The organism is Brevibacillus sp. FSL K6-6036 (assembly GCF_037964015.1).
GTDB lineage: Bacteria > Bacillota > Bacilli > Brevibacillales > Brevibacillaceae > Brevibacillus > Brevibacillus borstelensis.
The window spans coordinates 415,001-428,771 of record NZ_CP150173.1 but is presented as its reverse complement, the minus strand read 5'-3'; the positions used below and the strand labels follow the sequence as shown (position 1 = coordinate 428,771).

The following is a 13,771-nucleotide window of genomic DNA, read 5'->3' as shown; positions in this document are numbered from 1 at the left end:
TCTTTTCTGCTAAATTTTCCGAGTCTCGTTCAAGCTTTTGATTTTGCCGAAAAACACATTGACTTTCTCCTCGCAAGAAAGTCGGGGCCGTTGAATACGAAAACATATTATAAAGGATATAGGCAAAGTTTGACCATGTTAAATTATGGCAGGAGCTGTTGTATTCTGCTTCTGTTCGCAGAAAATAAAGTTTTAGACTGTATCCGTTGATTTGCTCCCAAACAAAACAGCGGAAGCCACGGACCAGAAAACAAAGTCCCAGACTCCCGCAGTTTTATTAAAGCTATCGATCCCGTTGGTTGGATACTTCTTACGTCACTCCTTGGCTCTTTATAGACACATCTTTTTCCAATGTTAATTCGTGAAATGATTTCACGCGTAGCTGTAAAAATGGGGTGAACCATAATGTACAAGCCGAAGCTAACAATCCAATGCCACCCGCAAATAAAGCGAACCGTAAACCCATTGCTCCCCCGATCATCCCTCCCATTAACGAACCAAGAGGTAAAGAACCCCACGAGATAAATCGAAATGTAGCGTTCACGCGACCTTGCAGGGCATCGGGTACAATTACTTGACGTAAACTGATGGTACTAATGCTAAACATTGAGACCCCCATTCCGAAAAGAAGCTGTCCGAGCATCATAATCAACGCAATACTTAATTCTGATCCTACTGCTAATGGAGCAAGCAAACCGCCACTTGCTGCGATCGTAGCGGAACCCACAATTGTCGGACCTACTCCAAAACGATGTACAGCCCTTTGGGCAAGCAGAGAGCCAAATAGGTACCCTACTCCTAGCGTTCCATAAATGATGCCGAGAATGCTCGCACTGATTTTGAGTTCCTGCGATGCATATAGAACATAAACACTAAAAATAACATTCCAGGAAAGGTTAAAGACTGTTGAGCAGCGCACCACTCCCCACAGCAACGGTTTTGTGTAAACCGTATGCAGCCCTTCTTTCATTTCCAGCCACATGTTTTTTGGTTTTTTCGCATCTGTCACGACTTTCTCCAACTTGCGAATCCGGGCTATGTACACAGCGGATACAAAAAAGGATACCGACGTGAACAATATTGCAAAAGGAGCGGTGATTACCTGTTCCAATCCACCTGATAAACCCGGCCCAGCAATTTGTGCGGCAGATTTACTTGTCTCTAGTTTGCTATTTCCATCAACAAGCTGCTCCTTGCTCACGACGGAAGGCAAAAAGGATGTATAGGCAACATCAAAAAAGACAGTACAGATACCCACTATGAAGGCTATTAAATATAGAACTGTCATATTCAGGAATCCAATCAAGGCTGTCAGCGGCACAATGAGCAGTAATGCACCCCTGACAAAGTTAGCGGCGACAAGAATGGGGCGCCGGGGAAATCTGTCTATCCATACACCAGCGAGCAAACCGAAAATGATAAATGGCGCATACTCGGCAAAACCAAGCAACCCCATTTGCATGGGACTGGCCCCTAAATAGAGAGCTGCCACTAATGGCATTCCTAATAATGCTACCTGAGTCCCAAACTGTGATGCAGTTTGCCCAATCCAGAGCCTGCGAAAATCTGTGTTCGTTAACAATCCTTCTGCCTTGTTACTCATGCTCGTTCCCCCATTTTCGTCACAACTCATTGCCATTCAAATTTGCATTTTTAGTATAGGGGAACTTACGTTTCAAGATCTTGCGCTTTCATTATCACAAAATGTTGGATGATTCATTTTGTTATGAAGGCCTTTGTCTGCACTTTTCGTTTATAATGCCATACCATTTACTCCTCGGTTCCGCCAGTATCTTTCCGAGTCTGCAACATTATTTTCTTCGAACAGCTCCGACAATCTCCTGTACCCTGCTTGCGACTCTTATGAATAACGGCAAAAAGCCCGTCCCTTGCATAACCGGTACGGGCTGATTCAACCTGTATCATCTCACGTTATTTTCTGCCTACCTTTTTCAACACGGCTTCCCTTTCGTTTTCATGCAGCAATTGATTGGCCATCGGAATTAACATCAGATTTTCTTTGCTCAGGTGGTCCAAAACGAGCTGCCACGCCTCACGCATCAAGGCAATCAGCCGGTGGCTGCTCTGTTTGGTCTTTTGACAGCATTCCGTTTCAGATTGAAGCTGCAGAAGGGTGGCGCGAATCCGTTCGTGCTCCTTTTTCATTGCAGAGACCGGGTGAACAAGGGTAAGGTTCGCTTGTGTGATCAGAGGAAACAAAATCTCTTCCTCTTCCGTAAAGTGGTGGAGCATATTTTGCACCAGGTCGGCTGTAAGGGCCACAATCTGCTCTTCCTTCTCCGCATCCCAATTGGAACCGGAGTATAGGAGTTTTTTCAGTGTTTCTAGCTGCTGCAACAAATGGTCGTGTTCCCCGCGAAAATATCGCAGCAATGTCGCACATTCCCCCCTTTCCACAACATTCATGATAGACCCCGTTCCTCGCCTCCATAGTGAGGATCGTCACAATCTGCTCAAAAATACATGATTTTTCTTGAAATGTGACTGTAGTCACTGCATTTCCACAGCTCCATCCGATAGAATGGTTTGGACTACTCAACAAGTATCGACGTCTGCTCGTATGAAATGGGGGAGCGCGATTGGCTAAAAGCCTTACCTTTGTCCAGCAGATCTCGCCTGACTTCCTGGCGAGGCTGTATACTCTCGCCACGGAGAGAAATTTCCCGGCCGGAGCCGTTCTCTACATGGATGGCGACCCTGCTGAATACCTTTATCTCATCTCGTCCGGGCAAGTAAAGCTGACGAAGACCACGGTTGATGGAAAAGAGCTTACCCTGCAAGTATTCGGTTCAGGCGAGCTCGTCGGGTTGGCCGGCTTGTTTGAAGCAGAGCTGGTCCACACTGCCAGCGCGGCCATACTGGAAGACGGAGCGGTCCGAGTGATCCCGCGCGCTGGCCTGGAACAGATTCTGATAAAAAACGGGGAGTATTGCGTAGACTTCATGCGTTGGATGGGAATCATGAACCGGCGCATGCAATCAAAATTCCGCGACCTGTTGTTGAACGGAAAAGTCGGCGCCTTGTATTCCACGTTGATTCGCATGTGCAATACTTACGGAGAAGAGCGGTCCGAGGGCATTTATATCAATCTTTCTTTGACCAACCGTGACCTTGCTCATTTTATCGGCTTGACCAGAGAAAGCGTAAACCGGATGCTGTCAGACCTGAAGAAGCAGCAAGTGATTGATTTGCTGCCGCATGGACATATCCTGATCAAGGATCTGACCTATCTGAAGGAAACGATTTGCTGTGACGATTGCCCGCCGGAAATTTGCCAAATATAGCTGCAAGCAAAAAGCACCCTGCCGTCTCCATTGGCAGGGTGTTCGATTGCCTGGCAAGCCGCTGTCTGTCTCTTGCGACTCTCTACTGACGCACTTTTCGGCTCAGTTCTGACCTATTCTAACTCAGTTCTGACTCACTAAACTGACTCACTTCTGACTCTTTTTCCTACTCCCGCCCCCGCTCTCGCCGATAAATCATATATGCAAGCGGAAACAGCAGAAGATTGACAACTGAAAGCATAACGCTCACTTCATATCGCTCGGCGAAGTACATATTTACCGTATACTGCGTACAAATGATGCTTCCCAAAAGCACCAAAGCCAGCAGGATGATGCCTCTGACATTATGTTTCATACGGTTTCACCCCGATTGCGTAAATACTTCCCCCTTCGATCTCCAGCTCTATTTCGGGCAGCGCCCTTCTCGGCGGCCCGGCTAACGGTTCGCCGGTCATGACGTCAAATTTGCCGTGATGGCACGGGCAGAGCAGCTCGTTTTTTTCTGTACTCCAGAAAACCGGACATTTTAAATGGGTGCAGGCATTTTGATAGGCCCTCCACTCGTCCTCTCCTACCCGTACGAGCAATGCCCCTTCGTGGTCGCTTGGATAGAAGAATTCTACTGCCTCCCCAGTTTTCACAGCTCCCGCTTCGACGATCTTTTTCCGGGGGTATTTCTCGCTTCCCGGCGCCAGCAATTGTTTGGCAGCCAGCGTCCCCCAAGGCAATGTGGAGACTGCGAACAATCCGACACCGCCCAGCACCGTTTTCATAAAAGCCCTGCGGTCCAGCGAACGTTCATTCGACCGATGGATATTGTGCGTATAATTGTCGTCCCGCTCCGGCACGTTCCTTCTTTTGTCGTCACTCATCCTGTCCTTCCCCCTTTTCAAAGCAATCGTTCCGTTCGGCTCTGTTGCCTGGCAGCCGCCGCACTCAAGGACTTCAAGCAGCGCTTGTCGTCTTGTCGCCTATACCGCGAACCGCACCATGCGGCTAAAAGAGCTTCTCCCTTCCCTGCAGAATGCCTGGCAAGCTGATCCTCACGTTTGTTTCGCCCTCAAGCGGATTGAACGGCTGGCTTGCAACCCATTTGCCGTTGGACAGGAGGTGCTGCTCCTGTTTCCGTGCGAGCTCCGCTTCGTCGATCCACTGCAGGGTGTTGGTCGGGCAGACAGATGCGCACATGGGCGGAATGCCGTCCTTTGTACGGTCGTAGCAAAGATCGCATTTGTACATCAGGTTTTGCTCCTGATCAAATTTCGGGATACCGTAGGGGCAGGCGATCGTACAATTCTGGCAGCCGATGCACTTTTCGACCAGCGCCGAGAGGACAGCGCCGTTGTCGGCGATCTGGATTGCTTGCGCCGGACAGCTGCGGGCACAAGCCGGATCGACGCAATGCAGGCACATCAGCGGGATCGTTTGCCGCGTGTGAAAAGGATCGACGTCCATTACGTAGTTGCGGTTGCGATTGTCATGACCTCCGCACTGCGTGCAGGCAGCCAGACAGCTTCGACAGCCGATGCAGTTGTCCATTTCGATGTAGAGCACTTGCTTACCCATGTCGGCGCTCCTCCCTCCCCAGCTTGATGATTTGTGCGGCGCATGCCTTGAACTCCGGCATCTTGCTGTACGGATCAAGCGCTGGATTGGTCAAAAGGTTGATCGATTCATGCTTGCCCCAGTGATAAGGGACAAAGACCGTATCCGGACGGATTGCCGCAATGACTTTTACTTTGTAGGGAGCTTCTCCCCGCCGGGTTTTCAGCAAAACCTTCTCTCCGTTTTGGAGGCCGTACCGTTCAGCTGTCTCGGGGTGAATTTCCAGCAGCGGGTCCGGGTACATGGCATGCAAAAACGGAATGCGTCGCGTCTGATTTCCCGACAGGTAGTGGTACACGACACGGCCAGTCGTCAGGCGAAGCGGATATTCCTCATCCGGCTCCTCGGCGGGAGGACGGTACGGCAGGGCGCATATCTTCGCCTTTCCGTCCGGATGGTAGAACTTTTTGTCCAAAAACAGATGGGGCATCCCTTGGTCTTCCTCGGAGACACACGGCCAAAAAACCCCGTTGTTTTTCTCGATTTTTTCGTAGGTGACGCCGGAATAGTCGGCCACCCCACCCTTGGAGACACGGCGCAGCTCGTCGAAAATATCCTGCGGGTCCTTCAGATGTTCAAAATACTGTCCCCGCCCCATTCGTTTGGCGATCTCGATTTGAATCCACCAGTCCGGCTTCGATTCGGCGTACCACTCCTGGGCCTTTACGTGGCGGATGATGCGTCCCTCGAGATTGGTCGTCGTGCCGTCGTCTTCGGCCCATGTCGTCACAGGAAGCACCACATCGGCGTATTCAGCCGACTCGGACAGATAGAAGTCGCAGCAGACCATGAAGTCGAGGCTTTGCAGTGCGGCCCGGACGTGGTTCTGGTTGGGCGCGCTTACGGCCGGATTGGAGCAGAGCAGGTACAGCCCGCGAATCGTTTTGTCCAGCATCAGCCCGAACATTTCGTAGGCGGAAACTCCTTTTTGCGGCATCTCCTCCACGGGGATCCCCCAGGCGCAAGCCACTTCTTTTACGTGCTCCGGGTTGTCCATCTTGCGGTACCCGGGCAGTTGGTCCGCTTTTTGCCCGTGCTCGCGTCCGCCCTGGCCGTTTCCCTGTCCGGTAAACGTGGCCACGCCTGATTTCGGCCGGCCGATCTTTCCTGTCACCAGCGCCATGTTGGTGTAGGCCGATACGTTGTCCGTCCCCTTGGATTGCTGTTCGGCTCCTCGGCAGAACATGACGATCGCTTCCGGTGCCTTGCCGTAGATCTCGGCAGCCCGGATGATTTTCTCTGTGGCGATCCCGGTAATGCCGCTGACGTATTCCGGTGTGTAGGCTTCCAACAGCTCTTTTGTCTCCGCGAAGCCATTGGTGTGGTTGCGCACAAATTCCTCGTCTACGTAGCCGTTTTTGATCAGCAGATGAACGATTCCGTTTGCCAAGGCCAGATCGGTGCCGGGCCGCAGATCGAGGTGGATGTCCGCCCGGCGGGCAAGCGGAGTCTCGCGCGGATCGGCGACGATCAGGTAGCCGCCCCGATTCTGCACCTCCCAGATGCGAAACATGCTGGTCGGATGGCATTCCGCTGCATTGGAGCCGGCGATAAACAGGCAATCCGTCTGATGCAGGTCGGTCCACGGAACGGTAGAGCCCCGGTCAATGCCCAGACTGCGGTTGAGGCCTGCTGCTGCCGACGACATGCAAAATCGCCCGTTGTAATCGACATAGCGGGTTTGCAGTGCCACCCTGGCGAATTTCCCTGTCAAATAGCACTTTTCATTTGTCATGGAAACGCCGGAGAAGACAGACAGGGTGTCTTTGCCGTATTTCCCCTGCATGTCCCGGAACCGGTCTGTGATCAGGCTGAGCGCTTCTTCCCACGAGACCTCCTCGAAGCCATCCGGCGTTCCTTTTAAAGCCGGATTCTTCCGCACAAGCGGACGTTTGATCCGATCCGGATGGTTTACCTGCTGGTAAGCCGTCACGCCTTTGGGGCACATTTTGCCGAGGTTGACCGGAAAGTCGTAGCGCGGCTCCACTCCGACGATCGTATTTGTATTCGTATCCACCCTCAGCTTCATCCCGCACTGCATTCCGCAGTAGCAGCAATGCGTGGACACCAGCTTTTCATGAGGATGCACGACATTTTGTATCTCTTTGAAAAATTTATCCGTTTGCATGCTGGTTCGCCTCCTTGGCGTCTATCTGGTGTGTCGGAATGCCGGTAAACCGGAACATGCGGTACTTGCGTCGGCAGGGGAGGCACAGTTCGGCCAGATGGTACCCGTGCTCGGTCCGAAATGAAAGGTCGTTTTTCGCAAGCACCTCAACCACATCGGCAGACTGCTCGGCCGAAACGAAGCCTGTGCCGCATGCCTTGCACGCCTTCTGCTCCAGCGCACCGTAATGCTCCCGGTAGTTGCGGGCGAGAACGCTCATCGGACGGAACGGGATGTGCGCCAGTTTGCCAAACGGCAGGTAGATCAGCGTCACGATCACGGCAAACTGGTGAATGATCGTGAGCACCGGATGGCCAAACCCTCCGGCAAACATATTGACGCCGGTCAACGCAAGTCCGGTCACACTGACGAACAGCAGCATGTAAAGCGGCAGGAAGTCGTAAAAGAAGGTTTGCTCCGCCCGAGCCTGCATGTTCTTGAGGCGACGGTACAGAGCCATGCATACGCCGGCAATGACCATGAAGGCGGAAATATTCAGCGCATTGTAAAACAGGTAGGCGAGCAGACCGTCTGCTTTGATTTTCATTACGTCGATGCCCATCGCGACGACGTGGTAATAGCCGTTGTCTTCCATCGTGAAGTACATCCAGCCAAACACAAGCGGGAACGTGACAAGCGCTGAGAGGATGCAGCCCCACCCCACCAGGAAGTGCTGTGTCCAGCGAAACCAGCCGCGATTCCAGATGAAGCGGTACGTGAGCAGATGCTCCGCCGACGTTTTGCTCGTACCGCGGCGAAACAGCAGCTTGAGGCCCTTTTTCAAAATCAGCTTGGTGGGCGGCCGCTCCGCCCAGGCGGAGAAACGGTACAGAAACCCGCCGATAAACACCAGCGTCCCGACGATGTAGCCGTACAGGGCCAGGTCGATATGCGTAAAGAATTGAGATCCCAGATAGCTCAACACAAACAGGATACAGACGATGACAAATGCCCTTTGAGCCAATTTGGAAGCAAACGCGTGATTCACGGGAAACCCTCCTTCTCTTTCGGGAAAGCGTTCGTTCTCTTGACGGCTTCATTCTATCAACCCGGCCTTTTGCCGGTTGTGATGTTTGTCACTTGCGTCGGCCCGGGACGGCCTCTTTTGTCGAATCCTGCTCGTTTTGTCATCACTTCTTCACAAACCGGTCGGCTCGTACTTGCAAGTCCGTACATGAAAAAAGACAGGCACATACGACCGCCTGTATGCGCCTGCCTGTATGCGTCTGCCTGTATGCGTCTGCCTGTATTTGTTTGTCTGTCACCCCTTTATCTTTCTTCCATGGAAGCTGTATCGTTCTTTCGCCCAGCTTTACACACCTCTACCCTCAACTTCTGCCTCACCTGCCGCCCTTTTCACCCGGAAGCCTTTTCTGCTCTTTGCTGGGTCACATCGCTAAACATCCCGGCATAGTACTTCACCTCACCGACGTCATTGCGGATCGCGCTGATCGTGAGCCACTCCAAAAACAGGCCATTGTCTTTTCGCTTGTTCCATATCTCCCCGGCCCAATACCCCTGCTCCTCAATCGCTTTCCACATCCTGTCGTAAAACGCCCGATCTTGCTTGCCGGACTTGAGAATGCTGGGGTTCTTGCCGATGACCTCCTCTTTTTTGTACCCGGTCACTTGTTCAAATGCAGGATTCACAAAAGTGATCGTCCCTTTTTTATCCGTAACGACGATCGCCTCGACCGTGTTTTCCACGATGCTGAGCGCGAGCGTAAGCCGATCCTGGTAGTACATCCACATCACGATGATGAAGCAGCAGAGCGCCACCTGGGAAAGCGCCATGAAGCCGATCGCGTAATGTCCGGTCAGATTGAACAGCAGGGTCAGCATCAGCGGCGGGAAAAAACCGCCCAAACCGCCCATGGCAGAGACAATTCCGTTTACAATTCCCGCTTGCTTGGAAAAATACATCGGCACCAGTTTAAAGACGGCTCCGTTTCCGATACCCGCGCAGGCTGCAATCACCAGACAGCCTACTGTATACAGCTGGATCGACAGCGAGAAGGACAGCAGGATGCCCGCTGCGGTCATTCCGGTAAAGACGACCATCAGCACCTTGAACGAATCCCAGCGGTCACCGAGCCACCCGCCTATCGGGCGGGCCAGCGTAGCGAGCACGATAAATCCTGCTGTGCGCAGCCCCGCATCCACTTTGTCCAGTTCAAAATGGGCGACCAAAAAGTTAGGCAAATAGACGGTAAAGGCTACAAACGAGCCGAACGTAACGAAGTAGAAGAGACTTAAAAACCAGAGTCTTTCGTTTTTGTAGACGCTTTTGATCTGCTCCTTCAAGGAAACGGTTACCCGCGGTTCCGCTTTATCGCCGAGCAAGAGATTCAGCGCCGCAAATCCGGCTAGCAGCACCATGTACAGTTGAACCGTTGCCGACCATCCCCAATAGCTTGCGATGACAGGCGCCCCGAAAGAGCTGATCGCTGTCCCGATATTGCCCATTCCGTATATCCCGTTGACGGAGCCCAGCTTTTCCTTTGGATAATACTTGGGAAGCGACGTCACCCCGACGGAAAAGACTGCTCCCGAGATGCCCAGAAACAGTCCTCCGATCATCAGGTCGGCTGCACTCGTAGCCTCGCTGATGTAATACACGGGGACCAACAGGATCAAAAAACTGATGGCAAACAGCAGCCTCGCCCCGTAACGGTTCGCCAGATAGCCGACCGGTATCCGCAAAAGGGAACCGAGCAAAACCGGAATGGCCGTAATCCAGGCGATTTGCCCCTGTTCGAGCGACAAGCTTTCTTTCATAAATGGCATCAATGATGATAGGATCACCCAGACCATAAACCCGACGACCAGACTGGCGGTCTGCAGCGGCAATTGTATTTTCTTTACCATGAGCACTCATCCTCCTTGAGGAAGTTACACCCTCATGGTAATTGAATTTGGAGCAGGAGATTGTGATAAATCTCACAGGTGCCCTCTCTTCGTTTATGAAGACAACAAAAAGGGGTGGCATAGGCCACCCCGTATATCAATGTGGGAGGGAAGTAGTTTGAAAGCACTCAGACGCGACTTGAACGTTATGTCGTACTAGATGTACAGCTTAGTTGCCGGAACCCGTTGAAGCAGCTGGGTCGGTTGTACCACCTTCAGTTTTGCTTGCATCAGCATCTCCGGACTGAGAATCAGCCGAACCTGTCGATGCATCGGAAGAACCTTTCGACGCATCCGTTGAATCGGTTGTGGAATCCGATCCAGTCGACGCATCAGAAGACCCCGGTGTGGAATCCGAAGCTCCCGTCGACGCGTCAGGAGTCGATTGATCTTGGGAAACAGAACTATCTGTAGACTGATCAGTTTCGGTTGTGGAGGAAGAGCCAGGGGTCGTTGCGCTTCCGTCTTGTTGTGTCGCTGGTTCCGGGTTGCTGGTCGGGCTGGAGCAAGCCACCAAGCTGCCGGACAGAAGAAGTGCGACTGCCGCTAAGGATATCCATCGTTTGTTCATGATTGAACTCCCCTTTCCTGTCTTTACTTTGTGACTTCTTTCGGCCACATGTATATCGTAGCTGGGAAAGATGATCATCCTGTGAGGAGAGTGGGAAAAAACCATGAACAAAATATGAAAAAACGATGACCTTCTCAAACTGTCAGACTGTCAGGAAACCGACCGTTCGCAGTTCAGTGCCGGCAGCCGGACGATAAACACGCTTCCCTTCCCCGGCTCGCTCTCCAGTGTTACCTGTCCGTCGTGCAGCTCAACCAATTCTTTGACGATCGCAAGTCCAAGCCCTGTCCCCTTGTTCTTTTTGGAACGGCCGCGGTCAACCTTGAAAAAGCGCTCCCAGATCCGCTCCTGATCGTCCGGCGAGATGCCGATCCCCGTATCGCTGACGGAGATTTCCACCCACTGTCCATTGCTTCGGGCCGAGAGGCGAATCGTCCCCTCATCGGTGAACTTGATCGCATTTTTCACGAGGTTTTTCAAAATTTGTGCGACCCTGTCTTTATCGGCGTACACCTTGGGAAGGCCCTTCGGCTGCTCTACGATGATCTCAATGCCCTTTTCCTCGGCTTCCGGGCTGAAGGAAAACGCCACCTTGTTCATCAGCGTTTCCACATCAACAGGGAATTTCGCCAGCGTTACTTCATTGTTCTCCAGTTTCATCAAGTCCATCAGATCATCGACCAGCCGACTGATGTGCAAGGTCTCCGAATACATGACCGCGTAGTATTTCTGACGGGCTTCCTCTTCCTCGACCAGCCCGTCCTGCAGCGCCTCCAAAAAGCCTTGCATCGCCGTCAGCGGCGTCCGCAATTCATGCGAGACATTCGCAAGAAAATCGTTCCGAACTTGCTCCAGGTGCTGCCGCTCCTGTTCTACACGCTCCAATTTGCCGGCGAGCGTATTGATCGTCTGGGCCAGGTCGCCAATCTCGTCGGCAGTGTCTACCTGTACACGTTCGGAGTAGTTCCCCCGTCCGATCTCCGCTGTCGTCCGTTCGATATTTCTGAGCGGCCTGGAAATGGACCAGGACAAATACGAAACCATCGCCGTAGACAAGAGCACGCCAAACAAGGTCGCCCAGAGAATCGTTTCCCTCATCTGGGCAAAGGTCCGCTCCACTCCCTCAATCGGCGCATGCAGAATGATCCCCCCGTACACCTTTTCCCCTTTGCCCCAAGGGATAGATACGGATAGCATCGGATCTTCCAAGCCTTCCATCTTTAACTCCGTAACCGCATTCTTTCCTTTTAATACGGAATCGGCAATGGAGTGGGCAACCGCTTTTCCCGTAAATACCTCATCCTTCATAGAAGTCGCCACAATCTTGCCTTTTTGGTCAAACAGCCAGATGCGCATGTTAAAGGACTCATCGAGCGAGGCCAATTTTCCAAGCAGTGCCGGGTTGATTACATTGCTGTCTTGGATGGCGGCATTCACTCGCTTCGCCTGACGAAGCATCTCTTCTTTTTGGGCACCGTAAATGTACTCCTTTGCGAGAAAGGAGATCAGGATGCCGGAAAAGCCCAAGCCGATGAGGACCGTAGCCAAAAAGCTGAACAGCAGACGGCGGAAGATGCTTTTTGACATCCCCATCATGCTTCATCCACTCCGAATTTGTAGCCGATCCCCCACACGGTGTGTATGCATTCATAAGGAAGCACCTGGAGCCTTTGCCTGATTTTTTTGACGTGCACATCAATCGTACGGGCATCTCCGAAATAGTCAAAACCCCATATCTGTTCCAATAATTGCTCACGTGAAAACACGGTGCCCGGTGACTTCGCCATGTGCACCAGCAGGTCAAACTCCTTTGGACGAAAACTGATTTTCTCGTCTGCAGCCAGCACTTCCCGTTTTTCAATATCAATCATGAGCCGATCAAAGGTAAGTACCTTCGCCGTATCCTCTTCCTGCTTTTCTCTCGGCTGCGTCCGTCTCAAGATCGCCCGGATCCGGGCCACAAGCTCCCGGGGACTGAACGGTTTGGTTACATAATCATCGGCGCCCAGCTCGAGGCCAAGCACCCGGTCGAATTCTTCATCTTTGGCCGTCAGCATGATAATCGGAGTATCCCATTTCTTGCGGATTTCTCTGCACGCTTCAAAGCCATCCATATGGGGCATCATCACATCGAGAACGATGAGATCGGGAATCTCCTTTTCCACAAGCTCCAAGGCTTGCTTCCCGTCGTTTGCCACGACTAAATCAATTTGTTGTTTGGAAAAGAACAGACGGATAATTTCGCACACATTTGGATCGTCGTCCGCGACTAACACTTTCGTATTTATCATGGTCAACAACCTCCCTTCTGTGGACAGTGCCTGCCATCCGTAAGCAGAAAAGCATAAATTTTTATCATGGTAACATATAATAGCTTGCTTGTGGACCTGCATAAGTCATGCCGCCATAGTATGATTCCCCAGTACAGGATGGGGCTGGATTTTCTGGTACAATCCGATGCATTCCATTGCTTTCCGATACATTCCGTTGCTTTCCGAGGCTTTTTTAAATACCGGCATCGGGTGATCCTTGCAAAAACAAAAGCGCTTTTTCTGATAGGCAGGCAAAAGTCCTTCATAGCTTTTATCCATCGAAAAAGGATGTGCCGATTCCGCAGCACATCCCGTACACCTTATTATTTCATGATGGTCAACAATTTGCAAACCCCATACTCAGCCTTCTCCCTGTCCCCCTCGGGAATTCGCTTTAACAGGTCGAGCGCGGCGTAAGGCACTTTTAACGCATGCGGATCTTCGTATGTCTTCTCCCAATATTCCGGTGCAAGAACAGATGAAAACTCCGGTTCATGCACTTGGTCCCTTCGTACCTCCTCAGGCATTTGGCGATTGAGGTACATTTGTATGCGGTGGTTAATCATGCCTGCATCGACCAAGTCCTTATAACCGAAGCGTTCCAGGTCGGTAAGTGCTTGCGCAAACGTAATGCTGTGCTCGGTTTCTCCGGCGAAATGGTACATGACGCCATCGATCTTTCTTCCTGCTGATACTGTATGAAGCTCTTCAAATGCACGCTGCGCCATATCGACAGTGTCTCGATAGGGGGGAACAAATGGCCGGACATCCGGTTCGGTTACTTCAAAGTAGTTATCGATGCCCCAATATCGGTTCTGTCTGTCCTGCGTAGTCAATTCCAATACATGGACCAGGCCGTCCACGATCTCGGCTGTAATGAGTTCCGGCCGTTGCCGTAACGCTT

13 protein-coding genes (1 of these 13 only partly in view) are annotated in these 13,771 nt (G+C 51.9%); 1 reads left to right on the top strand and 12 read right to left on the bottom strand.

Annotated elements, in window-relative coordinates; translation table 11 throughout:
* Nucleotides 1-310: 310 nt before the first annotated feature.
* A complete protein-coding gene (locus tag NST37_RS02385) occupies nucleotides 311-1,603 on the bottom strand; it encodes an MFS transporter (RefSeq protein ID WP_003389941.1) in 1,293 nt (430 codons plus the stop codon).
* A 329-nt stretch (nucleotides 1,604-1,932) separates the two neighbouring features.
* The gene (locus tag NST37_RS02380) at nucleotides 1,933-2,427 is read right to left on the bottom strand and encodes a hemerythrin domain-containing protein (RefSeq protein ID WP_003389942.1); all 495 of its coding nucleotides are present in this window, start codon (nucleotides 2,425-2,427) and stop codon (nucleotides 1,933-1,935) included.
* A gap of 173 nt (nucleotides 2,428-2,600) precedes the next feature.
* Between NST37_RS02380 and NST37_RS02375 the strand changes: the two genes are divergently transcribed.
* Entirely contained in the window at nucleotides 2,601-3,305 is a 705-nt protein-coding gene (locus NST37_RS02375) for a Crp/Fnr family transcriptional regulator (RefSeq protein WP_003389943.1), read from the top strand.
* Nucleotides 3,306-3,471: 166 nt separating this feature from the next.
* Here NST37_RS02375 and NST37_RS02370 read toward each other — a convergent pair whose 3' ends face one another.
* The 10 genes from NST37_RS02370 to NST37_RS02325 form a co-directional block, all read right to left on the bottom strand.
* Nucleotides 3,472-3,660 carry a hypothetical protein gene (locus NST37_RS02370; RefSeq protein ID WP_003389944.1) on the bottom strand — a complete coding sequence of 63 codons (189 nt, stop codon included), beginning with the start codon at nucleotides 3,658-3,660 and terminating at the stop codon, nucleotides 3,472-3,474.
* Nucleotides 3,650-4,177, bottom strand: a complete 528-nt coding sequence (locus NST37_RS02365; protein ID WP_327955936.1) for a Rieske 2Fe-2S domain-containing protein — start codon at nucleotides 4,175-4,177, stop codon at nucleotides 3,650-3,652. The genes NST37_RS02370 and NST37_RS02365 overlap by 11 nt, the downstream gene beginning before the upstream one ends.
* Before the next feature lie 124 nt (nucleotides 4,178-4,301).
* Entirely contained in the window at nucleotides 4,302-4,871 is a 570-nt protein-coding gene (locus NST37_RS02360; RefSeq protein ID WP_039070376.1) for a 4Fe-4S dicluster domain-containing protein, read from the bottom strand.
* Entirely contained in the window at nucleotides 4,864-7,038 is a 2,175-nt protein-coding gene (locus tag NST37_RS02355) for a molybdopterin oxidoreductase family protein (protein ID WP_327955937.1), read from the bottom strand. Before NST37_RS02355 ends, NST37_RS02360 begins: the two co-directional genes overlap by 8 nt.
* Nucleotides 7,025-8,065 (bottom strand): hypothetical protein, encoded by a 1,041-nt coding sequence (locus tag NST37_RS02350; protein ID WP_339186177.1) that lies wholly within the window; start codon nucleotides 8,063-8,065, stop codon nucleotides 7,025-7,027. Before NST37_RS02350 ends, NST37_RS02355 begins: the two co-directional genes overlap by 14 nt.
* A 368-nt stretch (nucleotides 8,066-8,433) precedes the next feature.
* A complete protein-coding gene (locus NST37_RS02345) occupies nucleotides 8,434-9,945 on the bottom strand; it encodes an MFS transporter (RefSeq protein WP_339186175.1) in 1,512 nt (503 codons plus the stop codon).
* 195 nt (nucleotides 9,946-10,140) lie between these two features.
* Complete coding sequence (locus NST37_RS02340; protein ID WP_155808001.1) at nucleotides 10,141-10,317, bottom strand: hypothetical protein; 177 nt, start codon at nucleotides 10,315-10,317, stop codon at nucleotides 10,141-10,143.
* Between the two features lie 388 nt (nucleotides 10,318-10,705).
* Nucleotides 10,706-12,151 (bottom strand): ATP-binding protein, encoded by a 1,446-nt coding sequence (locus NST37_RS02335; RefSeq protein WP_039070369.1) that lies wholly within the window; start codon nucleotides 12,149-12,151, stop codon nucleotides 10,706-10,708.
* Nucleotides 12,148-12,846, bottom strand: coding sequence for a response regulator transcription factor (locus tag NST37_RS02330; RefSeq protein ID WP_003389952.1), 699 nt, complete (start codon nucleotides 12,844-12,846; stop codon nucleotides 12,148-12,150). The genes NST37_RS02335 and NST37_RS02330 overlap by 4 nt, the downstream gene beginning before the upstream one ends.
* A gap of 344 nt (nucleotides 12,847-13,190) precedes the next feature.
* Nucleotides 13,191-13,771, bottom strand: the 3' portion of a protein-coding gene (locus tag NST37_RS02325) for a hypothetical protein (protein ID WP_171506549.1). The gene runs 325 nt beyond the window's last position; 581 of the gene's 906 nt are visible here — the last part of the coding sequence; the start codon falls outside the window, past its right edge; its stop codon occupies nucleotides 13,191-13,193.